The organism is Streptomyces sp. NPDC050988, assembly GCF_044456225.1.
GTDB lineage: Bacteria > Actinomycetota > Actinomycetes > Streptomycetales > Streptomycetaceae > Streptomyces.
Genome location: NZ_JBITFQ010000007.1, coordinates 271381 through 297263 on the forward strand (window position 1 = coordinate 271381; position 25883 = coordinate 297263).

Here is a 25883-nt window from a genome sequence, read left to right on the forward strand (position 1 = left end):
CGACGGAACGTACGACAGGAGGACCATGAAGCCCGCCCCCTTCCAGTACCACCGGGCCCGTGACGTCGACGGAGCGGCGCGGCTGCTGGCCGAGCTCGGCGACGACGCCAAGGTCATCGCCGGCGGACAGAGTCTCGTCGCGATGATGAACTACCGGCTGGCCCGGCCGCGCCACCTCGTCGACATCGGCGGGCTGCGGGAACTGGACCGGATGCGCCGGGACGCCGACGGCGGACTGCGCATCGGGGCGCTCACCACCCATCACACGGTGGAGACCGACCCGGCCGGGGTGCTGGGGGCGGGCTTCGAGGTCCTCAGGAAGGCCATGCCCTGGATCGGGCACCTGCCGATCCGCACCCGAGGCACGGTCGGCGGCAGCATGGCGCATGGCGACGCCACCGCCGAGTGGTGTCTGCTCGCGATGACACTCGGCGCGGAGTTCGTGGCACGCGGGCCGCGGGGAGAGCGTGTGATCCCGGCCGGGGACTTCTTCCTGGGCTACTACACAACCGCCCTCGACCCGGACGAGCTGCTCGTCGAGGTCGTCTTCCCCCGTCCCGCGCCGCACGCCGCGCTCACCGAATTCGCCGAGCGACGCGGGGACTTCGCCCTCGTGGCCGCCGCCGTGGACCTCGATGTGGAGGACGGCGAGGTGCGGTCGGGCCGGGTGGCGCTCGGCGGGGTGGCGTCCGCTGCCGTCCGTGTGCCGGAGGCGGAGGCCGTACTGGCCGAGGGCGGCTCCTTCGAGGCGTGCGCGTCCGCCGCGGCCGAGGCGGTCGAGCCTCCCGCCGACGCGTCCGGCAGTACGCATTACCGCAAGCAACTCGTGCGGACCCTGGTCCGGCGCGCCTGTGAGGAGGCCACGACCTCATGAACGAACGGAAGTTGGTGGGCAGGGCGGTTCGCCGTCGCGAGGATCCGCGCCTGCTCGCCGGGCGCGGCCGGTTCGTCGACGACATCGCGCTGCCCGGCATGCTGCACGCCCAGTTCGTACGCAGCACGGTCGCGCACGCCGAGCTGGCCTCGGTGGACGTGTCGGCTGTGCTCGAAGTCCCGGGCGTCGTCGCGGCGTTCACGGCCGAGGATCTGGAGCTGGGCGACATCGTCGCTCAACTGGGGCGCCCGCTCTCGGAGTTCGTCCCGACCGCGATGCCGGTCCTGGCCCGCGACAAGGTCCGTTACGTCGGGGAGCCGATCGCGATCGTCGTGGCCCGCGACGCGTACGCGGCGGAGGACGGTCTGGAGGCGGCGAAGGTCTCGTACGCCACGCTGCCCCCGGTGATGTCCGAGGAGGCGGCGTTCGCGGACGGCGCTCCGCTCGTCCACGCCGACGCGGCGCACAACACCCTGGTGGACGTCTCGCTCTTCGCGACGGACGGCATCGACCGGATCTTCGACTCGGCCGCCTGTGTCGTCGAGGTCGACGCGAGGACCGGACGGCAGAACGCGCTGCCGCTGGAGACGCGGGGCGCCGTGGCGGACTGGGACGACCGCGAGGAGCAGCTCGTCCTGCACACCTGCACCCAGATCCCGCACCAGGTGAGGACGGTGGCGTCCCGCTGCCTGCGCCTCGACGAGCGTGCCGTCCGGGTCGTTGTGCCGGACATGGGCGGCGGGTTCGGCCAGAAGTGCGTCGTGGGCCGCGAGGAGATCGCCGCAGCCGCTGCCGCCCTGCGACTGCGTCGACCGGTCAAGTGGATCGAGGACCGCAAGGACGCCCTGACCGCGTCCTTCCTGGCCCGCGAACAGCACTACCGGGCGCGCGCGGCCTTCGACGCCGAGGGCAGGATCCTCGCGCTCGACACGGACGTGGTCTGCGACATGGGCGCGTACTCCTGCTACCCCTTCACGGCCGGCATCGAGCCGCTGATGGCGTCCGCCGAGATGCCCGGCGTCTACAAGGTGCCCGCGTACCGGGTGCGGGGCCGGGCGGTCACCACCAACAAGGCGCCCACCGGGCCGTATCGGGGGGTGAGCCGGCCGCAGTACGTCATGGTCATGGAGCGGCTCTTCGAGCGCGCCGCCCGCGAACTGGCCCTGGATCCGGTCGAGATCCGCCGCCGCAACGTCATCACCGACTTCCCGTACACGGGCGTCAACAGCATCACCTACGACCCGGGCTCCTATCTGGAGTCGCTCAATCTGTGCGAGCTGCTCGTCCGGGAGGAGGGCTGGTACGAGAAGCAGGCAGCGGCGGCGGCCGAGGGCCGGCACCTCGGCATCGGCTACTCGTGCTTCAGCGAGCGCACCGGGTACGGCTCGGCGGCCTTCGCGCAGCGCAAGATGAAGGTGGTGCCCGGCTTCGACATCTCCGAGGTACGGATGGACACCAGCGGCACGGTCACCTTCACCACTGGCACCATGAACCACGGACAGAGCCACGAGACGACGATGGCGCAGATCGTCGCCGACGAACTCGGCCTGGACATCGCCAAGGTGAGGCTCCATCAGGGCGACACCGACCGCATCACCTACGGCTTCGGCACCTTCGCCAGCCGGTCCATCACCATCGGCGGCAGCGCGGTACGCCTGGGCGCTGCGAAGCTCGGCGACAAGCTGCGCGCGATCGCCGCCTCTCGCTGGGGAGTTGCCCCGGACGAGGTGGAGCTGGCGGACGGCGCCGCCCGTCGCCGCAACGCGGCCGACGTCCTCACCTACGAGGAGATCGCCGACATCGCCTATCTCCAGGCCCACTTGCTGCCGAAGGACATCGAGCCGGGCCTGTCGGTCACGGCCACCTTCGACGTCTTCAACGACGGGACCTTCTCCAACGCCACCCACGCCTGTGTCGTCGAACTCCACGCGGACACCGGGCAGGTGGAGATCCTGCGGTACGTGTGCGTCGAGGACTGCGGGGTCGCCATCAACCCGCAGGTGGTGGAGGGGCAGTGCCGGGGCGGCATCGCGCAGGGCATCGCGGGTGCGCTGTTCGAGCAGGTGACGTACGACGCCCAGGGCGAACCGTCGGCGACCGGCTTCATGGACTACAAGGTGCCGACCGCGCACGAGATCCCCGACGTGCTGATCCATCACCTGGAGACGCCCTGCGCGTTCACCGAGACCGGCGCGAAGGGGGCCGGCGAGGGCGGCACGATCGGGGCGCCCGCCGCCGTACTCAACGCAGTCAACGACGCCCTGCGCCCGACCGGCGTCGAGCTCGACCACACGCCGATCACCCCCGAGACCGTGCACCGCGCCCTCAACAGCGCCCCGATCCTGGAGTTGTCCTCATGAACACCGACCCCGTGGTGACCCACCCGGACCTCCAGCTCATCACTCTCGACGTCAACGGCGAGCGGCACGACGTGGTCACCGAACCCCGCCGCACCCTGGTCGACGTACTGCGGCACGACCTGCGGCTGACCGGGACGCACGTCGGATGCGAGCACGGCATCTGCGGCGCCTGCACGGTGCTGGTCGACGACAGGCCCGTCCGCGCCTGCCTGATGTTCGCGGCGCAGGCCGAAGGGGCGCGGATCCGCACGGTCGAGTCATTGTCAGCGGGCGGCGACGGTGATGGCGGTGATGGCGGTGAACTCAACGATCTGCAACGGGCGTTCAGCGAGCACCACGCGCTGCAGTGCGGGTTCTGCACTCCCGGGTTCCTGATGCTCGCCGAAGGGTTCCTCGCCGAGCATCCCGAGGCGGACAAGGAGGAGATCCGCGAAGTGGTCGCCTCGAATCTGTGCCGGTGCACCGGCTACCAGACCATCGTCGAGGCGATCGACGCCTGCGCGACGGCCCGCCGCGGGGCCTGCGCCAACCTCTGTGACAGCTCTGCCACCAAGGAGCACTGACGCATGCAGCTCACCAACACAGTGCCGATCAAGGCCTCCCCCGACGACGTCTTCGCCCTGCTGAACGACGTCGAACGGGTCGCGTCCTGCATGCCGGGCGCCACGCTCGACGGGCAGGACGGCGACACCTGGCGGGGCCGGGTGAAGATCCGGGTCGGTCCCATCAGCGCGTCCTACGCGGGCACCGTCCGCTTCCTGGGGACCGACGCCGAGAAGCGGCGCCTGCGGGTGCACGCCCGCGGTACGGACACCCATGGCAGCGGGGACGCGGAGGCGGAGGTCGCTCTCGAGATCCTCGCGGCGCCCGAGGGAGCGCTGCTCCAGCTCTCCACGGACCTGGTGATCCGGGGCAAGATCGTCCAGTTCGGCAAGGGCGCGATCGTCACGGTGTCGGACCGCATCCTCCAGCAGTTCGCGCGGAACCTGGGGAGCCTGCTGGACCAGGACCGGGCCGTCGGAGCCGCCTCGCCAAGTGCCTCACCACCCACGACGGCATCTTCATCCGCTCCCGCCGCCGCGCAGCCGGCCCTCGCGCAGGACTCCGACCTCGACGGCCTGGCGATGTTGCTCGGCCCGCGAGCCGCCAAGTACGGCCTGGTGGCCGGGGCGTTCGCCTTCGGTGTCCTGGAGGGCTGGCTGCTCGGTCGACTGGGCGCCCAGGCACGGGAGTTGCGAGCCCTACGGAGGACGTCATGAGCGACGCCCAGTACGGGCAGGAGACGGAACGGACCTACGAGCGGGCCGGGTTCGGAGCACCCGTGCGTCGCGGGAGCCGTCCCGCGGTCATCGTCGTCGACCTCACGCGCGGCTTCACCGAACCGGGGTTCCCCTCGGGAGCCGACCTCACTGAAGTCGTCGGCGCCACGGGCGAGTTGATCGCGGCGGCGCGTCCCGCCGGCGTACCGGTGGTGTTCACCGCGATCGCCTACACACCTGCCGAGGCAGCGGGCGACGCTGTCACCTGGCTGCAGAAGGCACAGGGCATGCGGAGCCTCGTAGAAGGCAGCGAGGAGGTCGCTCTCGACCCGAGGCTGCCCCGGGCACCGCAGGACCATCTGATCGTGAAGAAGGGTGCCTCCGCGTTCTTCGGCACATCCCTGGCCGCCCTGCTGACCGGACTCGGCTGCGACACGGTGCTGGTGTGCGGGGCGACGACGAGCGGCTGCGTACGGGCCACCGCCGTGGACGCCGTGCAGTCCGGTTTCTCGGTGCTGGTGCCGAGGGAGTGCGTCGGCGACCGTGCCCCCGGTCCGCACGAGGCGAACCTCTTCGACATCCAGGCCAAGTACGGCGACGTCATCGGCCTCAAGGACGCCGTCGGCTACCTCGACGGGCTGCCGAGGACAGCCTCGTAGTCCCGTCTGCCCCCCCCCTTTCTCCCGCACCACACCTCGACGGAGGACCACCGCATGCCCCCACCCCCGCCCACCCGCCTGCTGGCGCAGTCCGCGCTGGCCGATCTCGCGGACGTCCCCGCCACCAGCCGTTGGGTTCTCTCCGGCGGCACACGCCTGCACGTCCTGGACTACGGCGGTGACGGCGTCCCGCTGGTCGTGCTGCCGGGCATCACCAGCCCGGCCGTCGCGATGGACTTCGTGGCCCGTGAACTGACCTCTCTCGTAAGGCCGTTGGTGGTCGACGTCCGTGGGCGCGGGCTGTCCGACGGCGGTGGCTCGTACGGGCTGGAGGAGTACGCCGAGGACACCGAGGCCGTCGTCGCGGGCCTCGGCCTCCACCAGCCGGTCCTCTTCGGGCACTCCATGGGCGCTCGGATCGCGGCCGTGACCGCCGTCCGGGCCAAGGTGGGGCTGCGGGGCACCGTGCTGGGCGATCCACCGATGAGCGGCCCCGGACGCGGGCCCTATCCCACTCCGCTGGACGCCTTCCTCGACCAGCTGGCGCAGGCGAGGCGCGGTACCGACGCGGACGAGGTGGCCCGGTCCTGGCCGCGCTGGCCGCGCCGCGAGCAGGAGTTGCGGGCGCGCTGGCTGGCAAGCTGTGACACCGAGGCCGTCACGGCCACGCACCGCGGCTTCGAGAGCGAGGACTTCTTCGACTGGTGGCCGTCCGTGCCCGGACCCACGGCGCTGTTGTACGGCGCGGACAGCCCCGTCGTCACCGCGGAGGGCGCGGCGGAGGCGGCCCGGCTGCTGCCGTCGGCCGTACTGACCGAGATCCCGGACGCCGGCCACATGCTGTTCTGGGACAACCAGACCGCCGCACTCACGGCCCTGCGCCAGGTACTGCGCCCGATGCTGGCATGACATCGGTGCGCGGGTTCACATCTGCGCGTGGGTTCCCGAAGACCGCAGGTCCGGCTAACGACTCGATCAAGTGCCGTGCTTAAGTGGGCTCCATGGGTGACGAAACCTCAACCCCGACGTCCACGCCTCCCGGACCTCCGCCCGCGCTCACCGCCGCGCCCGGCTACCAGGTCCGCCGCCTCTACCAGGCGTATCTCGCGGCCTGGATCCGTGCCGTCGATCCGACGCTCACGGGCCCGCAGTTCGCGGTGCTCCAGGCTGTCGAAGCGGCGCCGGGGAGCGACCAGCGCTCCATGGCGTCCGCGGTCTCCCTGGACACGTCGACGATGGCGGACGTCGCCCGGCGGCTGGAGAACCGGGGCCTGATCGTGCGCAGGACGGCCGCCGACGACGGCCGCCGCAAGCTGCTCCATCTGACGGAGGAGGGCGAGCGGACGCTCCAAGGCGCGAACCACCGCGCGCGCCAGCTCGACGAACGCCTTCTCGGACCGTTCGGGCCCGAGCGGCGCGAAGAAGTCATGCATCTGCTCACGTCCCTCGCCGACCACTGGGAGGGACTGGCCGAGGACTCGTAACCCGCCGCCGCGGACAGCGGTTCCCCGGTCGCCGACCACCGTACGTATCCCACGTACGCCGGACACCCGGAGGACCCTGTGACCGACCACCGCATCGGCATGATCGTGCCCAGCTCGAACCTGACCATGGAGACGGAGCTGCCGCGCATGATGCGGCAGCGCGAGTCCGCGGTTCCGGAGGACCGGTTCGTCTTCCACAGCAGCCGCATGCGGATGCGGCACGTCACTCCCGAGCAGCTGCGCGCCATGAACGCGCAGACCGGGCGTGCGGCGCTGGAGCTGGCCGACGCCCGGCCCGACGTGGTCGCCACGGCCTGCCTCGTCGCGATCATGGCGCAGGGGTCGGGGTACCACTGCACGGCCGAGGACGAGATCACCGGTGTGCTGCGCGCCGAGGGCTCCCAGGCCCCCGTGGTGTCGAGCGCCGGCGCCCTGCTCGACGGCATCAAGGCCCTGGGCGCCGGGCGGGTCGCGATCGTCACGCCGTACCTGAAGCCGCTGACACAGCTGGTCGCGGACTACATCGAGGACGCGGGTGTCGAGGTCGTGGACGCGCTGAGCCTGGAGGTGCCGGACAACCTGGCCGTCGCCCGTCTCGACCCGGCCGATCTGCGCGAGCACTGGAAGCGGCTCGACCTGTCACGGGCCGACGCGCTCGTCCTGTCCGCCTGTGTCCAGATGCCTTCGCTGCCGTCGATCCAGCCGGTGGAGGACGCGGCGGGGCTGCCGGTGCTCTCGGCGGCCACCGCCACGGCGTACCGCATCCTCGTCGAACTGGGTCTGCCCACGGTCGTTCCCGGCGCGGGCAGCCTGCTCGGCGGCCAGGTCCCCGGCCCGGCGGGCGCCTGAGCCGATACGGGACATCGTCCTCGCTCCTACTTGACCGCCCCGGCCAGCCCGTTGATGAAGAACCGCTGCAGTACGACGAAGATCAGCACGATGGGCAGCAGGGTGATGACCGATCCCGCGCACACCAGGGTCCAGGCGGTGGAGTTCTGGCCGATGAAGTTGAACATGCCCACCGACAGTGTGTGCAGTTCGGGGCGGGAGAGGGTGAAGACCAGCGGGATGAAGAAGCTGTTCCAGGCGGTGATGCAGGCGAACAGGCCCACGGTCGCCAGCATCGGCCCGGACAGCGGCAGCATGATCCGCCAGAAGATCTGGTGGAAGCTCGCCCCGTCCACGCGAGCCGCGTCCTCCAGGCCCCGGTCGATCGTCGTGAAGTAGCCCATGAAGAGGAAGGTGCCGAAGACCATCCCGCCCGCCGACTGGACGATGATCACCGACCAGAGGGTGTTGAGGAGATGGAGCCGCTGGATCAGGTCGAAGACCGGGATGATCGTGTAGCCGTGCGGCAGGAAGAGGGTGACTCCGACCAGGCCCAGCCAGATCTTCTTGCCGGGGAAGTCGGTGCGGGCCAGGACGTAGCCCGCCATGGAGGTGGCGAGGAGCGTGACGACGACCGTACCCATGGCGAACAGGACCGTGTTGACGAAGAAGCGGCTGAAGTCCGCCTGCGTCCACGCCTCGCTGTAGTTGGACCAGTGGAACTCGGAGGGGATCGGGTTCAGTCCGCCGGAGAAGAAGCCGTCGGTGCTCTTGAGCGAGCTGCCCAGCGCCCACAGGAACGGGTAGAGCCAGATGACTCCGCCGCCGAGCAGCGCGAGATAGAGCAGGCCGCGCCGGCCCTGGCGCAGGCTCGGCCGCGTTCGCGGGTGTGGACGCGTGGACAGTGTGGTCATCGACGGAACCCCTTCACTGGACCCCTTCACTGATGGGCGGCCGTGCGCCGACGGCTGATCTGGCGCAGGGCGAGGACCTGCAGCGCGGAGAAGACGATGAGCAGCAGTCCGTAGAGGAACGAGGCCGCGGAGGCCAGGCCGATGTCGGGTTGGGCGGCGGAGCCCGGGGAACCGCCGAAGGCCAGGTGGTAGATGTACGTGTTGACGACCTCGGTGGCGAAGTACGGGCCGCCGCCGGTGAGGACCTGCACCAGGTCGAAGACCTGGAAGCTGCCGATGAAGGCCAACACCACGATGACGACGCCGACTTGGCGCAGCATCGGGACGGTGATGCGGAAGAAGGACTGGACGGGGCCGCAGCCGTCGAGCTTCGCCGCCTCGTACAGCTCCGCCGGGATGGTCTGCAGTCCGGCGAGGAAGTAGACGAGGTTGTAGCCGAGGGTGTGCCAGATCCCGATCGCGATGATCACGGCCAGGGCGGTGTTCGGGTCGCCGAGCCAGTCGACGCGCCCGTTGGTCACCCCGGTCTTGGCCAGCAGACTGCCCGCCGAGTCACCGAAGTTGGCGAGCATGAGCTGGATGACCACGCCGACGACCGCGGCCGAGGTGACGACGGGGATGAAGTAGACGGTCCGGAAGAACAGCGCGAACTTGAGCTTCGGGTTGTTCAGTACCAGTGCGAGCGCCAGCGCCATCACCAGTTGCACCGGGACGAGCACGAACGCGTAGACGAAGGTGTGCTTGACGGCGCCCCAGAAGATGCCGTCGTGCAGGATCTGCCGGAAGTTGGCCAGGCCCACATAGTCGCCCGGTGAGCCGATGCCGTTCCAGCGGTAGAAGGTGTAGCCGAAGGACGCGAAGATCGGGTAGATCACGAAGGCCAGCAGCAGCACGGCCATCGGGGCGAGATAGAGGTACGACCACTTGGCGGCGCGGATGCGCTGCCAGAGGCTCCTCCGGGCGGCGGCCGGCGGTGCGGTCGGGGGCGTTCGCCGACGCTCTCGGGTTTCGAGGAGTGACATCGTGGCTGCTCACGCCTTCTTCGTGGTGTACGGCTTGGTGGGGTCCCAGTCCGCGAAGACGTAGTCGGACGTGCTGACCTTCTTGCCCTTCTTGGCCGCCGCGGCGACCGCGTCCGAGAGGATCTGGAACTTCTTGTCGGCCAGGCTGCTCAACGCGCCCTGGACGTCCTTGATCTGGCCGGTGTAGATGCCGGTGACCACATCGGTGATGTCCGGCTTGGGCGCGCCGGGTGCGACGCCGGCCAGCTCCGGGTTGCGTACGAGGGGCACCGGACCGGACAGCACCTGCTCGGTCATGCCGACGAAAGCGGCGAAGGGCTTGGAGTCGATGCCGTCCGGGTTGTTGTTGGCGGGGTGGGCGGAGACGCCGTTGAGGTCCTCGACCCAGCGGCGCCCGGCGGCGGGGGACGTCAGCGCGTCCAGCCACTGGAAGGCCTCGCGGGCCTTCTTGCTCTTGGCGGAGACCGCGGCGAAGGCGCCGTTGCCGACCGGGTCCGCGTAGTAGTACCCCTTCGGGGTCGCGGTGGGCGAGGGCAGCGTGACCAGGCTGTAGTCGGTGAACTTGTGCTGGGTCCACTCGGGCTGGTTCCAGACACCGCCGACGGTCATACCGAACTTGCCGCGCTCGAAGAAGGCGCGGGCCGCCTCGTCGGAGAGGCTGACGGAGTTGGGGTGGAAGAAGCCGCGCTTCTTCCATTCGACGAACAGCTCCAGGAAGTCGGCGTACGCCCGGTCACTGCCGTAGGTCCACTTGCCGACGCGGTAGTCCATGCCGGTGGCCGCACCGGTCAGGGCGCCTCCGGGGGCTCCGGCGCCGCGGACGAACAGGTCCAGCCACCAGGCGAGGACGCCGATGCCGTCGGCGTTGCCGAAGCCGAAGCCGTACGACTTGCCGCCGCTCTTCTTGGTGATCGTCTGGGCGGCGCTGGTCACCTCGTCCCAGGTCCTGGGTATTTTGACGCTGCCGTCACCGTTCGTCAGTCCGGCGGACTTGAAGACGCCGTGGTGGATGTAGAGCTGAAGCTGCGGGCCCGAGCCCTTCAGCGGGGCCGAGTAGACCTTGCCGTCGAAGACGTTGGCGCCTTCCAGGAAGGTGCCCTCGGGGAAGCGTGACTGCCACTTGGGGGTGGCCCACTCGTCGAGCGGCATCAGCCAGCCCTTGGCGACCTGTTCGGCGACGGTGGGCACCTGCGGGATCATGAAGACGTCCGGCGGGTTGCCGCTGCGGTTGGCGAGCGCGACCAAGTCCGCGTATTTGGCGTTCTGTTGGGTGGTCTTCTTGACGCTGACGCCGCTGTGGCCCTTCTCGTAGAGCTCGATCTCCCTGTCGACCCAGGGGGCCTGGGTGACGTACCAGTCCCAGTAGGTGAGTGCGTCCGCCGACGCGGAGGGGGAGCCGGAGCCGCATGCGCTCAGGCCGCCGCCCAATGCCATGGTTCCGGCGCCCAGTGCGGCGGTGCGCAGGAGGCCGCGTCTGGAGACGTTCGACGAAGTCATCTGGTGTTCCTCCGAGGCGGAGAAGAGGGATGCGAAGAGGCATGCAGAGGGATGCGGTGGGATGCCGAGCCGCATGTAACGTTCACTGAACCGTTTACAGTAACCGGGACGTTAAGGCGGCGTCTCACGGCCGTCAAGAGGTTCGACGAGGCTTTACGGGACGATTTCCGCGACCGCGGCAAGCGCGGCAGACCCGACCTCTGCCTGGGCGTAGAGAAACCCGGGCCAGTTGTGTAACTTTTTCATCGGTGTTACTCACATCGGCTGTTCACCGGGGCAAGGAGAAGCAGAGCATGGCTCAAGGTCGGGGTTCCGCAGGTCGGGCGACGATTCGTGACGTGGCGTCGCGCGCGGGAGTGTCCGTCGCCACCGTCTCGCGGATCCTCAGCGGGGCGTACACCGCTCCCCCGGCGACGCACGAGCGGGTCATGCAGGCCGTTCAGGACCTCGACTACGTGGTCAACGCCAACGCCCGCTCCCTCAACACCGCTTCGGGGATGGTGGCGATGGTGGTCAACGACATCACCTCGCCGTTCTTCATGAACGTCGCCTCCGGGGTGGAGGAGCAGGCCGTCGCCGACGGGCGGGTCTGCCTCGTCTGTTCCACCCAGGGCGTCCCGGAGCGCGAGCTGTCGGTGATAGACCTGATGCGCCAGCGGGGTGCGGAGGCGATCATCCTGGTCGGCGGCATGGCCGAGACCGAGGAGCACCTTGCCCAACTCACCGCCGCCGCCGAGGGGTTGGACCGAGCCGGCGCCCGTCTGGTGCTCTGCGCCCGGCCGTGGAAGGGCGGCGCGAAGGCACCGGTGGACGTGGTGGAGTGCGACATGGAGAGCGGCGCCTTCGCCGCCACCAGCCATCTGCTCTCCGCCGGTCACACCCGGGTGGCCCATCTGGCGGGTCCGCACGAGTTCAGCGTGGCGGGCCAGCGCCTCGAAGGGTACGAGCGTGCCCTGCGCGCGCACGGCGTCAAGCCCGATCCGGCGCTCGTCGCCGAGAGCGACATGACACGCGAGTCCGGCTACGAGGCGGCCTGCCGACTCCTGACCGACACGGACGCCACCGCGATCTTCTGCGCGAGCGACATGAGCGCGGCCGGCGCCATCGCCGCCGCCCGTGACCTGGGCCGCTCGGTCCCCGACGACCTCTCCGTGGTCGGCTTCGACGACATCCCGCTCGCCGAGGACCTCTACCCCCGGCTGACCACGGTGCACGTCCCCCAGCAGGAGCTCGGCCGCTCCGCGACCCGCCTCGCCCTGCATCGCCGCCCCACCGATCCGCCGAGCCGCCGTGTGGTGCTCGGCTCGCACGTCGTCGTACGCCAGTCGGTGTCGCCCCCGGCCCGCCTCAACACCGTTGGAAAGGTGGACAGTTGATACCTGAGGACCGGCTCCTCTCCCCGTACACCGGCTGGACGCGTACGCACTGGGAGGGGCTGGCCGACGCGCAACTGGCCGCCGTCCGCCCGTACGCCACCGACCGGCACGCCCTGCTCCATCTGCCCGGCCCCGCCAGCCGCAACGGCCGGCACAGCGACGGCCTCGAAGGCTTCGCCCGTACCTTCCTGCTCGCCGGCTTCCGCCTGGCCCAGTCCGGCGACACCGACCCTCGCGGTCATGCCGACTGGTACGCCGAGGGCCTGGCCGCCGGCACCGACCCGGACTCCCCTGAACATTGGCCGAGCATGCGCGAGTGCGGGCAGGCCAAGGTGGAGTGCGCGTCGGTGGCGATCGCGCTGCACGAGACGCGGCCCTGGATCTGGGACCGGCTGGACGACGGCGTACGGCAGCGGATCGTCGCCTGGATGACGGACCTGCTCGGCAGCGAGGTCTCCGACAACAACTGGGTCTGGTTCAGGGCGATCACGTCGGCGTTCCTGCGCTCGGTCGGCGCCCCGTGGAGCGCGCCCGACATCGACCACGCGATCGCGCGGACGGAGGACTGGTACGCGGGCGACGGCTGGTACTCCGACGGGAACGGCACGGGCGGCCCGCTGCGGCACTTCGACCACTACTCGGGCTGGGCCATGCAGTACTACCCGCTCTGGTACTGCCGCATCTCCGGCGCCGACGCCGACCCCGCACTGCTCCCCCGCTACCGGGCCCGGTTGCGCCGCTACCTGGACGACGCCCAGCACCTCGTGGCGGCCGACGGCGCCCCGCTGTACCAGGGCCGCTCGCTCACGTACCGCTACGCGACACTCTGCCCGCTGTGGACCGGCGCCGTCTTCGACGCCACTCCCCTGCCGGCGGGCCGCACCCGCCGTCTCGCGAGCGGAGTCCTACGACACTTCACCGAGGCCGGCTGCTTCGACGAACGCGGGCTCCAACCGCTGGGCTGGCACGGGGAGTTCGCGGCGATCCGGCAGCCGTACTCCGGGCCCGGTTCCCCGTACTGGTCGAGCAAGGGCTTCGCCGGACTGGTGCTGCCCGCCGAGCATCCGGTGTGGACGGACAAGGAGGAGCCGCTGCCGATCGAGACCCGGGACGTGCGGCGAACGCTGACCGCCCCGGGGTGGCTCGTCTCCGGCACTGCCGCGGACGGGGTCGTACGCGTCGTCAACCACGGCAGCGACCACGCCTACGGCGACGGCGTCGCCCCCGAGGCGGACGACCCGGTCTACAGCCGCCTCGCCTACGGCTCCCACGCCGCCCCCGACAGCACGGAAGCGAGTCTCAACGACCCGCTCGACTCGCACATCGCCCTGCTCGACGCCGGCGGACGCCCTTCCCACCGCCGTCCGCTGACCAGGTTGCACCTCGGTGTGCGCACCGCCGTCTCCCGCCACCGCGCCCACTGGCCGCTCGGCCCGGTGCCTGCCCCGTACGCCCACGACCCCGCGCCCTCCTTCCGTACGGGTCCGTGGATCACGACGGCGTCGGTGCTGAACGGGCCGCTGGAGCTCCGGCTGACCCGGGTCGACGGCCTGGTTCAGGAACCGCTGCGGCTGCGGCTCGGCGGCTACTGCCTGGCCGCCGCCGAGCCCCCGTTCACGCACGAAGAGACCGGGCCCGGCGCCTGGGTGCGCCGCCCGGACGGCCTGTTCAGCACGGTGGCCGCGCTGCGCGGTTTCGACGAGGCGGGCATCGCCACCGCACAGGATGCCAATGCCCTCGGCCCGCACTCGGCGACACCCTGGCTCGCCACGACGGCCGAGGTCCAACTGGGCACGGTGTACGCCGCGTTGGTCTGCCTCTCCGGAGTGGTCGAGGGACCGGCCGCGGCCGACGGCGTCTGCCTGGAAGTCTCCTACGACGGCGACGGGACCGCCCTCGCCTCCGTCACCTGGCCCGACGGCACCAAGGACACGGTCCGCCTGGAGTCGCCGCGCTGACGAGCCTGACGAGCCCGACGAGTGGGTACGGTGTGAGGCGCGGGTGTCAGGGGCCCGCGCCCCACACCGGGATCAGGTGCCGTACGCCGCGATCGGCGACCAACGCCGGAATCAGGCGACGCCGGAATCAGGCGACGTACGCCGCAATCACGTGCCGTCGATGAGCCGGACGGCGATCGCGGGGCTGAACTGTCCGGCGGGGACGGTCGGGGCTATGCCGCACTGCCCGTCGGAGTTGCCCGGTGTCTTGACCCACAGCAGCAGGTCCTCGCCCCCGCCCACTCGCGGGGTGACGCCGAGTTTGCGCCCGGCCGGGTTGCACCACTCGCCGTTGGAACCGTTGCCGTTGCGGCTGGTGTCCACGACGAAGTGGGACCCGCCGCCCAGCGACGAGTTGATCGAGTTGCCGTAGGTCTCCGAGGACCCGGTGGAGTAGAAGTTCGAGACGTTCAGGGAGTAGCCGCGAATGTTGCGCACGCCCGCGGAGTTCAGCCGGCTCGCCATGGTCGCCGGGGCGACCCAGTTGGTGTGTCCGGCGTCCAGATAGGCCCAGGTGTTGGGTGCCTTCTGCTGGAACATCTGGGTGGCGTACGCGAGCATCGCCAGACGGTCGCTGACCTGCGCGCTGCTCAGACAGCTGAAGTCCGACAACGCGTCCGGCTCGATGACGACCACGGCGGGGCGGGTACCCACCGCCGCCGCGAAGGTAGAGATCCAGGTGCGGTACTCGGCCACACTGCCCGCGCCGCCCGACGAGTGTCCGCCGCACGCGTCCCGGAGCGGGATGTTGTACGCGACGAGGACCGGCAGCTTGTCGCGGCTGTCGGCGGCGCCGACGTAGTTGGCCACGGCCGGCCCGATCCCTCCGCTCTCACCGCCGGTGTACCAACGGGCGATCGCCTGGGACGCGATGGACGACTGGATGCGCGCGGCGCGCGCGTCGGAGGGATTGTTCCGGACCCAGACGGCCGGGCCGGAGTCGGGGTTGGAGTAGAAGCCGCTGGTCAGGGAGATCGGACTGGCGGCGGCCGCAGGACCGGCCGTCGCGAACGACAGCGGCAGGGCGACCAGACAGATCAGAGCGACTCTGGGCAGAGCGGTCTTGAACAGGGCAGTCCTGAACAGGGCGTTCCATCGCATGGCGAGTCCCTTTTCTGTGGGGGCGGGGCTGCCGCGGGCCCCTCGGCTCGGCTCCCGCCCGCGCTCGTCCGGCGCGGGCGGGGCCACGGCGGTGCTGCGGAGACCGGCTCTCAGCGCGCGGAGTCAGTGGCGAAGGCCGCCACCCAGGCGAGTGCGGAGTTCCAGTTGATGGCGATCTCGTTGGTCGAGTACGAGTAGATGTCGTCGATGTAGCAGGTGGCGGGGGCGCAGCCGACGAGGTTCTGTTGCGCGACCGGATCCTGGAGGGCGGAGTCGGGGCCGCCGGCCAGCGAACCGGGCGGCGGGGTCGGCAACTTGGGGTCGATCTGATGGGCCCAGATGCGGTTGTGCTGGTTGTGGCTGTCCTGGGTGCCGTATCCGGTGACGAAGGACTGGTTGAGGGCGTTGCGGCCGAAGAGGTAGTCCAGCGACTCCAGCACGGCACCGCGGTAGACGTCGCGGTGGGTTAGGTCGTAGGCGGTCGCGATGACCAGGGCGTTGTTCGCGGTGACGCTGTTGGAGCCCCAGACGTAGACGCCGTCGGCGGGCAGGCTGGGGTTCGGGTAGCCCTGCGACCGCTGGTCCCGTACGAAGCCGTCCGCGACGGCCAGGACCCGCTTGCGCGCGGCGGCGACCATCGGGGCGGGGAACCGGCTCGGCAGGCGGACGACGGTGAGGTCGGCCAGCGCGCCGGTGTCCCGCCAGGAGAACCCGGCCGAGGTGATCTTCGTGTCGATGCGGGACAGATAGGCACGGTCGTGCGTGGTGGCGTACAGCTCCGTGGCGGCCCATGAGAACTCGTCGGTGACGTCCGTGTCGGCGTACGCTCCCCCGCCGACACTGCTGCTGCTCGGGGCGTACACGTCGGGACGGGCGAGTGCGGCCTTCCAGGCGGTCTCGGCGGCGGTCAGGCAGGTGCGTGCGAAGACCTCGTCGTAGCGGGCCCACACCCGGGCGCACTGGGCGCCCGCGGCGGCGAGGTTGAGGGTGGCGGCCGTGGACGGCGGGTGCAGATAGCGGGGCTGGGAGTCCTTCTCGGGCTGGGTGGGCAGGGCGGTCCAGGCCAGGTCGTGGATCTTGTGGTGGGCCATGCCTGCCAGCGGTTCACCCTCCGGTACCTGCATGCTCAGCAGGAACTCCGTCTCCCAGCGCGACTCGTCGAGCACGTCCGGGACGCCGTTGTCGTTCTCGGGGATGCTCAGCAGTCCGTCGCGCAGCCCGGCGGCGTCGCCCTGGCCGCGGGAGCGTTCGTAGGAGTCCATCAACTGCCAGGCGGCGATGGCGCCGTTGACGACGTACTTGCCCTGGTCGCCCGCGTCGTACCAACCGCCCCGGACGTCCAGCGAGTAGTCGCAGGTGCCGGGCAGGCAGGGCACGTCCGTGTCGCCCTTGTTGGGTGCCACGCCGACGTGTCCGGCGGGCCGGGCGTAGGCGTCACCGGCGTACCGGGCCTCGATGGGCGTGCCGCTGCGGACGGCGTAGAAGTAGTCGAGCGCGTCCTTGCGCAGGGCCGAGTACGGGTTGTCCGCGATGGCGAACGGGAAGCTCGACGCGTCGCCGACCGCGAGCGTGTAGCCCGTACCGGCCTTGCGCACCGAACTGAAGTCGGCGATGTGCACATGGTCGCCCGAGGCGGTGTCCTTGCCCTGGACATCGGTGCGTCCGGTCTTCACGACCGCGCCCGAGGCATCGAGCAGGCGCCAACGCACGGGCTTCGTCGAGGAGTTGACGATGGACGCCTTCTTGGGGCCGTGGACGGCGTAACCGTACTGATTCGTGCGCACCGGGGAGCCGAAGTCGCGCCCGCCGCCAGGGGGTATCGCGCCGCCGGTGAGGGAGACGTCGTCGAGACACAGGGTGAACGGCTGGGCGGCGCCGCCCTGTTGGAACTGCAGCTGTGCGTGCAGGCCGACGGTCGTGGAAGTCCCGGTGAACTGGAAGGACTTGGGCGTGGTGGTGACGGCGACGGTCTTGTTCAACGTGGCCGGAGCGGCGGGCAGTTGCACCACGGCGCGGATGGACACGTCCCGGGTGGCGGAGGCGGTGAAACGCAGCGTGTAGGGCTGGCCGGCCTCCAGCGGGATGTCGTTCTGGCCGATCATCGAGTCCCATGGGTTGACGGTCCCCGCGGGCACGTCGGCGCACAGGCGGCCCAGACTGACGGCGGACGGCGAGTTGCCGCTGCTCCACCAGGGGCTCTTCACGGTGTCGAACGTGCCGTTGAGCACTCGTTCGTACGCCGGTTCCGCTGCCGGTTCCGCTGCTGCTTGCGCGGTGTGCGCGGGCGTCGCGCCCAGGGCGACGGTCAGGACGGGTGCGAGGAAGACTGCACCCCATCTGGCTCTGTGGGACATGCCGGGCCCTTCTCGGTGGCAGGGTTCCCGGCTCTGTGCGGCGTCAGTGCCAGATGTTCGGCGTGGGCATCGTGGCTGTCAAGCCTTCACGCACATCAGTCTTTTCTGCGTCCGAACCCTTCACAGATTGAACGCCGCACTTCTAGTCTGCGACCGTAAGCGCTTCCAGTTTTGATCCGAACCATCACGCAGAGACCGGCCGAGCTGCGGCGTCAACCCAGTTCACCAGCGATATTCGAATCAAGGACGAGAGCATTCCGATTGTTAGCGCTCTCGGAAATCCCACCGGTGGAGGTTCAACTCAGTGAGCATGTTCGATCCCGGCTTCCTGTGGGGCGCCGCCACATCGGCCTACCAGATCGAGGGCGCGGTCGCCGAGGACGGCCGGGGTGCCTCCATCTGGGACACCTTCGCGGCGACTCCTGGCGCCATCCAGGGCGGTGACACCGGAGCCGTCGCGGCCGACCACTACCACCGCTTCCCCGGGGACGTGGCGCTGATGGCCGAACTCGGCCTGCGCGCCTACCGGCTCTCTCTCGCCTGGCCCCGGATCCAGCCCACCGGCTCCGGGCCGGTCAACCAGCGCGGCCTCGACTTCTACCGCCGTCTCACCGACACCCTGCTCGACCGGGGCATCCAGCCCTGGCCGACCCTCTATCACTGGGACCTGCCCCAGCCGTTGGAGGACCGGGGCGGCTGGCCCGCCCGGGACACCGCCGAGCGGTTCGCCGAGTACGCCGCCCTCGTCCACGAGGCGCTGGGCGACCGCGTCACCCACTGGACCACCCTCAACGAACCGTGGTGCTCGGCGTTCCTCGGCTACGCCACGGGCCGCCACGCCCCCGGCCGCCGCGAACCCGCCGCCGCCGTACGCGCCGCCCACCACCTGCTGCTCGGCCACGGCCTGGCGGCGGAGGCGATACGGGGCGACGACTCGCACGTCGGCATCACCCTCAACCTCACCCACGTCACCCCGGTCAGCAGCGAACCCGCCGACCTGGACGCGGCCCGCCGCATCGACGGCATGCAGAACCGCCTCTTCCTCGACCCGCTGCTGCGTGGCGCGTACCCCGACGACGTACTCGCCGACCTCCGCGAGGTAACCGGCTTCGGGCACATCCATGACGGTGACCTGAAGCGGATCGGGGCACCGCTGGACCACCTCGGCGTCAACTACTACGCGCCCATGCTGGTCGCCGGCAGCACGACACCGACCCAATCCGCTTATGTGGGCTCGCCGTTGGTGCGTGTCGCCGACGGTGGCCGGCCGAGGACCGCGATGGGCTGGGAGATCGACGAGAGGGGACTCCTGGAACTTCTCCTTCGCCTCAAGGACGACTATCCGGCCGTACCCCTCTACATCACGGAGAACGGGGCGGCCTTCGACGACGTGGTGGAGCACGACGGCGTGCACGACACGCACCGCGTTGCCTACCTGGACGGCCATCTCCGCTCCTGCGCCCGGGCGATCGGCCACGGTGTGCCGCTCAAGGGCTACTTCGTCTGGTCGCTCCTCGACAACTTCGAGTGGTCCTTCGGCTACGGGCCCCGCTTCGGCATCGTGCACGTCGACTACGCGACCCAGCACCGCACGCCCAAGGACAGCGCCCGCTGGTACGCCGAGGTCATCCGGCGCGGCGGCCTGTGACGACGCCAGCTCCGTTCGCGCTTACAGTGCTGCTACTGCCCACCCCATCCGTACGCACTATGCCCACTCCATCCGTACGAATCAGGAGCCGCCCCACATGACCAGACGGCCACCGACGCTCGACGAGGTGGCGCTGCGCGCCGGGGTGTCCGTCGGAACCGTCTCGCGGGTGATCAACAACCGTCAGCACGTCAGCAAGAAGGCGCGGCAGGCGGTGGAGAGTGCCGTGGCGGAGCTGGGCTATGTGCCCAACGTGGCGGCCCGTTCGCTCGCCTCGCAGCGGCGCGGCGCGGTGGTGCTGGCGATCTCCAGCGACGATCCCGCGCTGTTCGCCAACCTCTTCTTCGCCGAGGTGATCACCGGCGTCAACGCGGTCATCGAGGAGACGGACCTCGAACTGCTGCTGGTCCTGGCCGCCTCCGAGCGGGGCCGGGCCCGGCTGGCCCGCATCCTCCAGTCCCGGGGCGCGGACGGCGTCATGCTGCTGGCCCTGCGCGAGAACGATCCGCTGGCGAAGGTGGCCGAGGCCGGAGGCGTGCCCGTGGTGCACGGAGGCCGCCCCCTGGACCGGGCCCCGCGCTGGTACGTGGACGCCGACAACCGCGGCGGGGCCCGCCAGGCCGTGGATTACCTGATCTCGACGGGCCGCCGCGCCATCGGTACCGTCACCGGCCCGCAGGACATGCACGCGGGTGTCTCCCGCTACCTGGGCTTCCGGGAGGCGGTCGCACTGGCCGGGCTGAAGGACCATCGCGTGGCCCACGCCGACTTCAGCGAGGCGGGCGGCGCGGCGGCGACCGCCCGCCTGCTCGACGAACACCCGGACCTGGACGCGGTGTTCGTCGCCTCGGACGCCATGGCGGCCGGCGCCCTGCGCGTCCTGCGCGAGCGCGGCCGCGCCGTCCCGGAGGACGTCGCGGTCGTCGGGTTCAACGACATCCTCACCGCCCGGCACACCCAGCCGTCCCTGACGACGATCCACCAGCCCATCGTGGCTCTCGGCCGCGAGATGACCCGCATGCTGGTGCGCGTGCTGGGCGGTGAGGAGCCGACGCCCCTCATCCTGCCGACGGATCTGGTGATCAGGGAGTCCGCGTAGCGCGACCGTGCGACCGTGGGTGGCACGCTCAGCCTTGCGCCTACCGCGCTCGGCCCTGTGCCTACGCCTCCCCGGCGTCACCCGGCGGCAGCGCGGACGGCACCGGCCAGGTCCGGCGAATCTGGCCGTCGGTCATCGAGGACGTGTGCTCCGCCGGGCCCTGTTCCAGGCCGAAGCCCATCAGCAGGGCCTCGGCGTAGCGGCGCCAGGCCTCGGGGGCGATGTCCTCGGTGCGGTCGGCGATGGCGCCGATCATGTGGAGGAAGGCGTACACGTCGGGACTGGCGAAGTCCGCGCGGACGGCGCCCGCTGCGACCGCGCCTTCCACCAGGCCGTCCACGTGGCGGCCGAGGTCGTCGCGCATCCGGGCGATGGACCTGTCGTCCATGCTCGCGTGGGCGAGGATGACGTCGAGGGCCCGGTCGCGGGCCCGCCACTGGGCCGCCGCGAGCAGGTAGTGGCGCAGAGCCTGTCCCGGGTCCGGTTGCTGCTCGGCGTCCGTCGCGAGCTGCAGGAAGGTGGTGAACCGTTCGGTGAACAGGGCGTCGATCAACACTTGCAGGTCCGGGAAGCGTCGATAGACCGTGGCGACTCCGACCCCGGCCTCGCGCGCGATCTCGTTGAGGGTGACGGCGGAGCCGCGCTGGGCGAACATCCGGTCGGCCGTCTCCATGATCAGCCTGCGGTTTCGTTCGGCGTCCGCGCGCAGCGGGCGTTGCGTTTCCCGGGTCACGCCGAGACATTCTCCACCACGGCGGGGCGGCGCACGTACTTGGCCAGGATCAGGACTCCCGTCACGACGCTCCAGAGCAGCCAGGAGTAGACACTGCCCCGCTCGAACACCCCGGCCATGCTCGCCGAGACGCCCACGGCTGCCACGCTCACCATGCCCAGGACGCCGACCGTGACGCTGAAGACGCGGTACTCCGAGGGAAGACCGAGGCTGCGAAGCGACCCCGCCAGGATCGCCAGCGTGTTCGCGCAGAGGATGCCCACCCCGGCTCCCCCGACATGAGCGGCGAGTCCGAGAGACGGGCCGCCCTCGGAGCCGTGGAACAGGCCGACCAGCACCATCCCCACGCCGTGCGCGACCGCGAGGGCGATGACCACACGACGTGCGCGGCCCTCCACCAGCCGGGCCAGCAGCAGTACACCCGTCGCGAACAGGATCCCCTCGAGCATGAACGACGTGTTCATCAGCGCATGGTCCGGGGAGCAGATGTCGCGGCCCTGGAACCGAGTGCCGCAGTCGGGTACGCCGAGGTCGCTGATGTAGTTCCGGGCGTAGCTGTAGGGCGGACTGGTCCAGGCGGCCGCGGTGATCGCCTCTGCGACGACCCATTGCACCGCGTTCACCACGAGGATCACTGCTCCCAGCGGAATCCACGTTCTGCGAGACATCGGGAACCCCTCTCACGACGCCGTGTGGCGACGTCGACGGATACCAACGTAGCAGCAAGTGGATAGATCTATCCAGTTATCGAATGTGGCCATCTTCCCCCGGCCCGACATCAGGTCACCTGCCATCACCCCCCGGACCGAGAACCGTGACCCCTGCGATCACGCCGAACATCGTGGACGCAGCCGTGCGAGCACTATGTGGAGAAAGTATCTCCACATAGTGCCGATGGCAATGGCCGTGCGGGACCGCTACTCCTGGGCCGTGGCGGGCCTGGCGGCCAGGCCCATCAGCTCCTCCACCGTCTCGTTGCCCAGGCTCTCCGTCGTCAGCGCCCGGTTGCCGGGGCGCTGCCGGAGGCCGTCCAGCAGGATCTCGATGTAGCGGCGCCAGATTTCGGGCCGCCTGCCCTGCGTGAACTGGACGGCCGCGCTGAGCATCTGCTGGATGACGGGGATGTCGGAGGGAGTCACCTCCGCACGGAGGTCTCCGCTCTCCTGGGCGCGGTGGATCAGGGCCTCCAGGAAGGGGAGCATGCCGCCCCGAGCCGTCTCGATGGGTCCGGAACTATGGCTCCCCAGCATGATCACTTCATGGAGGCCGCGGTTCTCGGCGAGGTCGGCCGTCATCTCCATCAGGAAGTCGACGAACCCCTGCCATGGGTCGGGGTGCGCGAGTGCCCTCCGCGCGGAGAGCTGCCGCAGCTCGAGATCCTGCTCGAACAAGGCCCGTACGAGGGCTTCCTTGGTGGGGAAACGGCGGTACACCGTACCGACGCCGACTCCGGCCTCGTGGGCCACGTCGTCGAGCGTGACCCCCAGCCCGCGCCGACCGAAGATCTCGCGCGCGGCGCGCAGGATCCTCTCCCGGTTGAGCGCGGCATCGCGCCTCAGGGGACGGCCACCGCCCTTGTCGCCCATGGACCGGGAACCGTCATTCATGGCCCCAGAGTAGCCCCGTTGATCACCTGGACGGTTCGGGACGGCAGGGGCGGACGCGGTCGCGCACAGTGCGCCGAGCACGTTCCGGGGCCTGCTCGTCGAGGTCCGGCGGCCACCTCGGCGAGTCGAAGTGCGCATGAATTTCCACCCGTTCCGCCCTCTTGACACGGGTTGCGGGGCTGCCTTTACTTACCAACCATCAAACGACCAATCGTTCGGTCGGTACTCCTGGGGCGACAGCAGCCGTGCGGCCCGAGGGGTCTGCGCCGACGCGAGGTACGGCCTGGTCGTCGTGCTCATCCCACCTGCGCGCAAGCCCGTCCGGAGGCCGGCCCCACCCTGCCCGCCGACAGGACCCCCGTCGTGAGCTGAGGCAAGGAAGACAAGGAAGAACTGCCTCGATCCGTACGCCAACCCGTACGTCATCCCGTACGTCATCCCGCACGCCAACCCGTACGTCAACCAAGCGCGGATGTCCCCCGGTTCACTCAGGCATGTCTCCGTTCGCCATGCCTCGATGAGAGCTGCGACCGCGTCATCCACCCTGTCAGGAGACAGCAGTGACCATCGATCGAAATCTCTCCACGGCCCCCGCTCAGAAGCGGGTTCGCCCGATGCGAGTCGCTACGGCCAGCTTCATCGGCACCGCAATCGAGTGGTACGACTACTTCATCTACGGCATGGCCGCGGCCATCGCGTTCGGGCCGCTGTTCTTCCCTTCCGTCTCCCCGGCCGCGGGGACGCTGGCGGCGTTCGCCACGTATTCGGTCGGATTCGCGGCCCGCCCCATCGGCGGAATCATCATGGGGCACTTCGGTGACCGGGTGGGCCGCAAGTCCATGCTGGTGATCTCGCTGCTCACCATGGGGCTCGCCACCGTGGGGATCGGGCTGCTTCCGACGTACGAGACCGTCGGTGTCTGGGCACCGGTTCTGCTGGTGACCCTTCGGTTCGTCCAAGGACTCGGGGTCGGTGGGGAGTGGGGCGGGGCGGTGCTCATGGCGGTCGAGCATGCCCCGGACCGGAAGAAGGCCTTCTACGGCAGCTTTCCGCAGATGGGTGTGCCGGGCGGGCTCATCGTCGCCAACCTGGTGTTCCTGGCCCTCACGAACAATCTCAGCAACGAGGCGTTCCTGGCGTGGGGTTGGCGCATTCCGTTCCTGGCGAGCGCCGTCATGGTCGTGGCGGGCCTCGTCATTCGTCTCACCGTCACGGAGAGCCCCGAATTCCAGGAGGTCAAGAAGGCGGACTCCGGGCAACGGATGCCGATCGTCACCGTATTGCGCGAGAGCTGGAAAGAAGTCCTCCTGTCCGCCGGGGCCTTCATCGGCATCAACGCGGTCGGCTACATCTTCATGGCCTACCTGCTGTCCTACACAACCGCCGTACTCGGACTGAGCAGGAACCTCATCCTCACCTTCACCCTGATCGCGTCCACGGTGTGGCTCGCGGTCATCCCCTGGGCCTCCGCCCTGTCGGACCGGCACGGCCGACGCAAGGTGCTCATGGTCGGCTCCACGGGTCTCGTCGCCTCCACGCTCCTGCTGTTCCCCATGATCAACACCGCCGACTCGGCCCTGATCCTGATCGCACTCCTGATAACGGCGGTGTTCATGGGCATCGTCTACGGGCCGATCGCGGCGCTGTTCTCCGAACTCTTCAAGGCCGAAGTGCGCTACAGCGGGGCCTCGCTCGGCTACCAGCTCGGATCGATCCTCGGTGGCGGCATCGCCCCGACCGTGGCGACAGGTCTCTACACGAGCTGGGAATCGACCGTACCCATCAGCCTCTATCTCACGGGGGTGACGCTGGTCAGCCTCGTGTGCGTGTGGCTGGTCACCCGCCGGACGGGCTGACGTTCCCAGGGGGTGCCGCCCCTGGCGGAGGCGCGCGGGTTCTCGGATTCCTGGGTTCGGGAACGAGTGAACCCGCAACGCCCGCCCGGGCGATGACCGTCGCGCACGCGGAATCGGCTGCGTCTGCTTCCTACTTGCTCTCGCCGGGCTTGCCGACGTGTTCGCCGTCGCCCGGTGTGTCGTCGCCGGGCTTGGCCTGGTCGGGATCGGCCGGGGCGGTGGAGCCGGGCTCGGTGTGGTTGCCGCCGTCTCCGGATTTGCCGGTGGTGCCGGAAAGGTTGAGCTGGAAGGCGAAGAGAAGGGCGGCCACGGCGAGAGTGGCGGTGATCCAGATGGTGATGCGTCGCATGGGGTTCTCCTACAGATGGGCAATTCGAACCGGCGGGTGACAGGTGCGTCTACCAGGCGAACTCCTCGGTGTGGACGTGATCCCGGTGCGCCCCGGCGCCGCGTGCGGCCCTGCGGACAGCGGTGATCCAGGCGGGCGGGCCGCAGACGTAGATGTCGCAGCGGGCGATGTCAGGTACGAGGTTCCTGAGGACGTGGGCGTCGTCGTCGAGGTGGGCGGGGCCTGCGGCCTGCCAGGAGGTGTCGGCGCGGCGCGGCCCCGGCAGGAAGTTCAGCTCGACGCCGCGGTCGGCGGCGATCGCCCGGAGTTCGTCGGCGAACACGGCGTGCTGCTCCTCGCTGTAGCGGTAGATGAGCGTCGTCTCGCCGGTGGCGTAGGCGGTGTCTTCGATGAGGGCGCGCATGGGCGTGATGCCGATGCCCGCGGCGATCAGGAGCATGCGGGGCTGGGTGCGCCGCCGGGCGGTGAGGGTGCCGTACGGGCCCTCGATCAGAGCGCGCGTGCCCGGGGCGAGGCGGGCGGCGCGTGCGCTGCCGTCGCCGGCGGCCTTGATGGTAATGCGCAGACGGTCGCGGGTGGGGGCGGCGGAGAGGGTGTACGGGTTGCCGCGGGTCCAGCCCGGGCCGTCGAGGAAGCGCCAGACGAAGAACTGGCCGGAGGAGGTCTTCATCCTGTCCAGGCGGTGGCCTTTGAGTGTGCCCGATACCGTGCCGGGTGCCTCGGTGATGACGAACTTGGCGCGCAGACGGTGGTGGAGGGAACGCCAGGCGGGTAGGCCGATGCGGTACATGAGGGTGGCGACGAACGCGAGGCCGTCACGTCGACGGAGACCAACTCGGCGAAGCAGGCGCGCAGTTCGGTGCGCA

General features: G+C 70.0%; 23 protein-coding genes. 13 read left to right on the forward strand and 10 right to left on the reverse strand.

Going from position 1 to position 25883, the window contains the following annotated elements:
* Positions 1 to 25: 25 nt before the first annotated feature.
* The 8 genes from ACIBEI_RS18790 to ACIBEI_RS18825 all read left to right on the forward strand — a co-directional run bounded on the left by ACIBEI_RS18790 (position 26) and on the right by ACIBEI_RS18825 (position 7485).
* Positions 26 to 874 carry an FAD binding domain-containing protein gene (locus tag ACIBEI_RS18790; protein ID WP_398890063.1) on the forward strand — a complete coding sequence of 283 codons (849 nt, stop codon included), beginning with the start codon at positions 26 to 28 and terminating at the stop codon, positions 872 to 874.
* Positions 871 to 3234, forward strand: a complete 2364-nt coding sequence (locus ACIBEI_RS18795; RefSeq protein ID WP_398890065.1) for a xanthine dehydrogenase family protein molybdopterin-binding subunit — start codon at positions 871 to 873, stop codon at positions 3232 to 3234. The genes ACIBEI_RS18790 and ACIBEI_RS18795 overlap by 4 nt, the downstream gene beginning before the upstream one ends.
* Positions 3231 to 3797 (forward strand): (2Fe-2S)-binding protein, encoded by a 567-nt coding sequence (locus ACIBEI_RS18800; RefSeq protein WP_398890067.1) that lies wholly within the window; start codon positions 3231 to 3233, stop codon positions 3795 to 3797. The genes ACIBEI_RS18795 and ACIBEI_RS18800 overlap by 4 nt, the downstream gene beginning before the upstream one ends.
* A gap of 3 nt (positions 3798 to 3800) precedes the next feature.
* Positions 3801 to 4493 (forward strand): SRPBCC family protein, encoded by a 693-nt coding sequence (locus ACIBEI_RS18805; RefSeq protein WP_398890069.1) that lies wholly within the window; start codon positions 3801 to 3803, stop codon positions 4491 to 4493.
* Positions 4490 to 5152 carry an isochorismatase family protein gene (locus ACIBEI_RS18810; RefSeq protein WP_398890071.1) on the forward strand — a complete coding sequence of 221 codons (663 nt, stop codon included), beginning with the start codon at positions 4490 to 4492 and terminating at the stop codon, positions 5150 to 5152. The genes ACIBEI_RS18805 and ACIBEI_RS18810 overlap by 4 nt, the downstream gene beginning before the upstream one ends.
* Positions 5153 to 5206: 54 nt before the next feature.
* Positions 5207 to 6061, forward strand: coding sequence for an alpha/beta fold hydrolase (locus ACIBEI_RS18815; RefSeq protein WP_398890073.1), 855 nt, complete (start codon positions 5207 to 5209; stop codon positions 6059 to 6061).
* Positions 6062 to 6153: 92 nt separating this feature from the next.
* Positions 6154 to 6636, forward strand: coding sequence for a MarR family winged helix-turn-helix transcriptional regulator (locus ACIBEI_RS18820; RefSeq protein WP_398890075.1), 483 nt, complete (start codon positions 6154 to 6156; stop codon positions 6634 to 6636).
* Positions 6637 to 6714: 78 nt separating this feature from the next.
* Entirely contained in the window at positions 6715 to 7485 is a 771-nt protein-coding gene (locus tag ACIBEI_RS18825) for an aspartate/glutamate racemase family protein (protein WP_398890077.1), read from the forward strand.
* A 26-nt stretch (positions 7486 to 7511) separates the two neighbouring features.
* Here the strand turns inward: ACIBEI_RS18825 and ACIBEI_RS18830 are convergent, their stop codons facing one another.
* From ACIBEI_RS18830 to ACIBEI_RS18840, 3 genes are read right to left on the reverse strand one after another with little or no spacing between them, the layout of a single operon-like run.
* Positions 7512 to 8378: a carbohydrate ABC transporter permease gene (locus ACIBEI_RS18830; RefSeq protein ID WP_398890079.1), complete on the reverse strand. Its 867-nt coding sequence runs from the start codon at positions 8376 to 8378 to the stop codon at positions 7512 to 7514.
* Between the two features lie 26 nt (positions 8379 to 8404).
* On the reverse strand, positions 8405 to 9400 hold the full coding sequence (locus ACIBEI_RS18835; protein ID WP_398890082.1) for a carbohydrate ABC transporter permease: 996 nt from the start codon (positions 9398 to 9400) through the stop codon (positions 8405 to 8407).
* 9 nt (positions 9401 to 9409) lie between these two features.
* Positions 9410 to 10897 (reverse strand): ABC transporter substrate-binding protein, encoded by a 1488-nt coding sequence (locus ACIBEI_RS18840; protein WP_398890084.1) that lies wholly within the window; start codon positions 10895 to 10897, stop codon positions 9410 to 9412.
* A 338-nt stretch (positions 10898 to 11235) separates the two neighbouring features.
* Between ACIBEI_RS18840 and ACIBEI_RS18845 the strand changes: the two genes are divergently transcribed.
* Together ACIBEI_RS18845 and ACIBEI_RS18850 are read left to right on the forward strand one after the other, a co-directional pair.
* Complete coding sequence (locus ACIBEI_RS18845; RefSeq protein WP_398890086.1) at positions 11236 to 12273, forward strand: LacI family DNA-binding transcriptional regulator; 1038 nt, start codon at positions 11236 to 11238, stop codon at positions 12271 to 12273.
* Positions 12270 to 14231 carry a DUF2264 domain-containing protein gene (locus tag ACIBEI_RS18850; RefSeq protein WP_398890089.1) on the forward strand — a complete coding sequence of 654 codons (1962 nt, stop codon included), beginning with the start codon at positions 12270 to 12272 and terminating at the stop codon, positions 14229 to 14231. The genes ACIBEI_RS18845 and ACIBEI_RS18850 overlap by 4 nt, the downstream gene beginning before the upstream one ends.
* Positions 14232 to 14378: 147 nt before the next feature.
* Here ACIBEI_RS18850 and ACIBEI_RS18855 read toward each other — a convergent pair whose 3' ends face one another.
* Both ACIBEI_RS18855 and ACIBEI_RS18860 read right to left on the reverse strand, forming a co-directional pair.
* A complete protein-coding gene (locus tag ACIBEI_RS18855; RefSeq protein WP_398890091.1) occupies positions 14379 to 15371 on the reverse strand; it encodes a glycoside hydrolase family 6 protein in 993 nt (330 codons plus the stop codon).
* 110 nt (positions 15372 to 15481) lie between these two features.
* On the reverse strand, positions 15482 to 17725 hold the full coding sequence (locus ACIBEI_RS18860) for a glycoside hydrolase family 9 protein (protein WP_398890093.1): 2244 nt from the start codon (positions 17723 to 17725) through the stop codon (positions 15482 to 15484).
* 310 nt (positions 17726 to 18035) lie between these two features.
* Between ACIBEI_RS18860 and ACIBEI_RS18865 the strand changes: the two genes are divergently transcribed.
* Both ACIBEI_RS18865 and ACIBEI_RS18870 read left to right on the forward strand, forming a co-directional pair.
* Positions 18036 to 19373, forward strand: a complete 1338-nt coding sequence (locus tag ACIBEI_RS18865; RefSeq protein WP_398890278.1) for a GH1 family beta-glucosidase — start codon at positions 18036 to 18038, stop codon at positions 19371 to 19373.
* A 97-nt stretch (positions 19374 to 19470) separates the two neighbouring features.
* Positions 19471 to 20472: a LacI family DNA-binding transcriptional regulator gene (locus tag ACIBEI_RS18870; protein ID WP_398890094.1), complete on the forward strand. Its 1002-nt coding sequence runs from the start codon at positions 19471 to 19473 to the stop codon at positions 20470 to 20472.
* A 61-nt stretch (positions 20473 to 20533) separates the two neighbouring features.
* On the opposite strand, the gene ACIBEI_RS18875 is transcribed toward ACIBEI_RS18870, so the two are convergent.
* From ACIBEI_RS18875 to ACIBEI_RS18885, 3 genes are all read right to left on the reverse strand, one after another.
* Positions 20534 to 21205 (reverse strand): TetR/AcrR family transcriptional regulator, encoded by a 672-nt coding sequence (locus ACIBEI_RS18875; RefSeq protein WP_398890096.1) that lies wholly within the window; start codon positions 21203 to 21205, stop codon positions 20534 to 20536.
* The gene (locus tag ACIBEI_RS18880; RefSeq protein ID WP_398890098.1) at positions 21202 to 21873 is read right to left on the reverse strand and encodes a DUF998 domain-containing protein; all 672 of its coding nucleotides are present in this window, start codon (positions 21871 to 21873) and stop codon (positions 21202 to 21204) included. Before ACIBEI_RS18880 ends, ACIBEI_RS18875 begins: the two co-directional genes overlap by 4 nt.
* Before the next feature lie 249 nt (positions 21874 to 22122).
* Positions 22123 to 22812, reverse strand: a complete 690-nt coding sequence (locus ACIBEI_RS18885; protein WP_398890100.1) for a TetR/AcrR family transcriptional regulator — start codon at positions 22810 to 22812, stop codon at positions 22123 to 22125.
* Between the two features lie 560 nt (positions 22813 to 23372).
* Between ACIBEI_RS18885 and ACIBEI_RS18890 the strand changes: the two genes are divergently transcribed.
* The gene (locus ACIBEI_RS18890) at positions 23373 to 24668 is read left to right on the forward strand and encodes an MFS transporter (protein WP_398890102.1); all 1296 of its coding nucleotides are present in this window, start codon (positions 23373 to 23375) and stop codon (positions 24666 to 24668) included.
* A gap of 130 nt (positions 24669 to 24798) precedes the next feature.
* On the opposite strand, the gene ACIBEI_RS18895 is transcribed toward ACIBEI_RS18890, so the two are convergent.
* A complete protein-coding gene (locus ACIBEI_RS18895) occupies positions 24799 to 25017 on the reverse strand; it encodes a hypothetical protein (RefSeq protein ID WP_398890104.1) in 219 nt (72 codons plus the stop codon).
* Between the two features lie 49 nt (positions 25018 to 25066).
* Positions 25067 to 25807, reverse strand: coding sequence for a hypothetical protein (locus ACIBEI_RS18900; RefSeq protein WP_398890106.1), 741 nt, complete (start codon positions 25805 to 25807; stop codon positions 25067 to 25069).
* Between the last annotated feature and the right edge of the window lie 76 nt (positions 25808 to 25883).

Bases quoted from the DNA above. Each gene is read 5' to 3' on its own strand.
- ACIBEI_RS18885 (WP_398890100.1), bottom strand. From the start codon at position 22,812: ATGAATGACGGTTCCCGGTCCATGGGCGACAAGGGCGGTGGCCGTCCC.
- ACIBEI_RS18870 (WP_398890094.1), top strand. From the start codon at position 19,471: ATGACCAGACGGCCACCGACGCTCGACGAGGTGGCGCTGCGCGCCGGG.
- ACIBEI_RS18815 (WP_398890073.1), top strand. From the start codon at position 5,207: ATGCCCCCACCCCCGCCCACCCGCCTGCTGGCGCAGTCCGCGCTGGCC.
- ACIBEI_RS18860 (WP_398890093.1), bottom strand. From the start codon at position 17,725: ATGTCCCACAGAGCCAGATGGGGTGCAGTCTTCCTCGCACCCGTCCTG.
- ACIBEI_RS18830 (WP_398890079.1), bottom strand. From the start codon at position 8,378: ATGACCACACTGTCCACGCGTCCACACCCGCGAACGCGGCCGAGCCTG.
- ACIBEI_RS18790 (WP_398890063.1), top strand. From the start codon at position 26: ATGAAGCCCGCCCCCTTCCAGTACCACCGGGCCCGTGACGTCGACGGA.
- ACIBEI_RS18795 (WP_398890065.1), top strand. From the start codon at position 871: ATGAACGAACGGAAGTTGGTGGGCAGGGCGGTTCGCCGTCGCGAGGAT.
- ACIBEI_RS18855 (WP_398890091.1), bottom strand. From the start codon at position 15,371: ATGCGATGGAACGCCCTGTTCAGGACTGCCCTGTTCAAGACCGCTCTG.
- ACIBEI_RS18805 (WP_398890069.1), top strand. From the start codon at position 3,801: ATGCAGCTCACCAACACAGTGCCGATCAAGGCCTCCCCCGACGACGTC.
- ACIBEI_RS18880 (WP_398890098.1), bottom strand. From the start codon at position 21,873: ATGTCTCGCAGAACGTGGATTCCGCTGGGAGCAGTGATCCTCGTGGTG.
- ACIBEI_RS18895 (WP_398890104.1), bottom strand. From the start codon at position 25,017: ATGCGACGCATCACCATCTGGATCACCGCCACTCTCGCCGTGGCCGCC.
- ACIBEI_RS18800 (WP_398890067.1), top strand. From the start codon at position 3,231: ATGAACACCGACCCCGTGGTGACCCACCCGGACCTCCAGCTCATCACT.
- ACIBEI_RS18810 (WP_398890071.1), top strand. From the start codon at position 4,490: ATGAGCGACGCCCAGTACGGGCAGGAGACGGAACGGACCTACGAGCGG.
- ACIBEI_RS18820 (WP_398890075.1), top strand. From the start codon at position 6,154: ATGGGTGACGAAACCTCAACCCCGACGTCCACGCCTCCCGGACCTCCG.
- ACIBEI_RS18835 (WP_398890082.1), bottom strand. From the start codon at position 9,400: ATGTCACTCCTCGAAACCCGAGAGCGTCGGCGAACGCCCCCGACCGCA.
- ACIBEI_RS18900 (WP_398890106.1), bottom strand. From the start codon at position 25,807: ATGTACCGCATCGGCCTACCCGCCTGGCGTTCCCTCCACCACCGTCTG.
- ACIBEI_RS18865 (WP_398890278.1), top strand. From the start codon at position 18,036: ATGTTCGATCCCGGCTTCCTGTGGGGCGCCGCCACATCGGCCTACCAG.
- ACIBEI_RS18840 (WP_398890084.1), bottom strand. From the start codon at position 10,897: ATGACTTCGTCGAACGTCTCCAGACGCGGCCTCCTGCGCACCGCCGCA.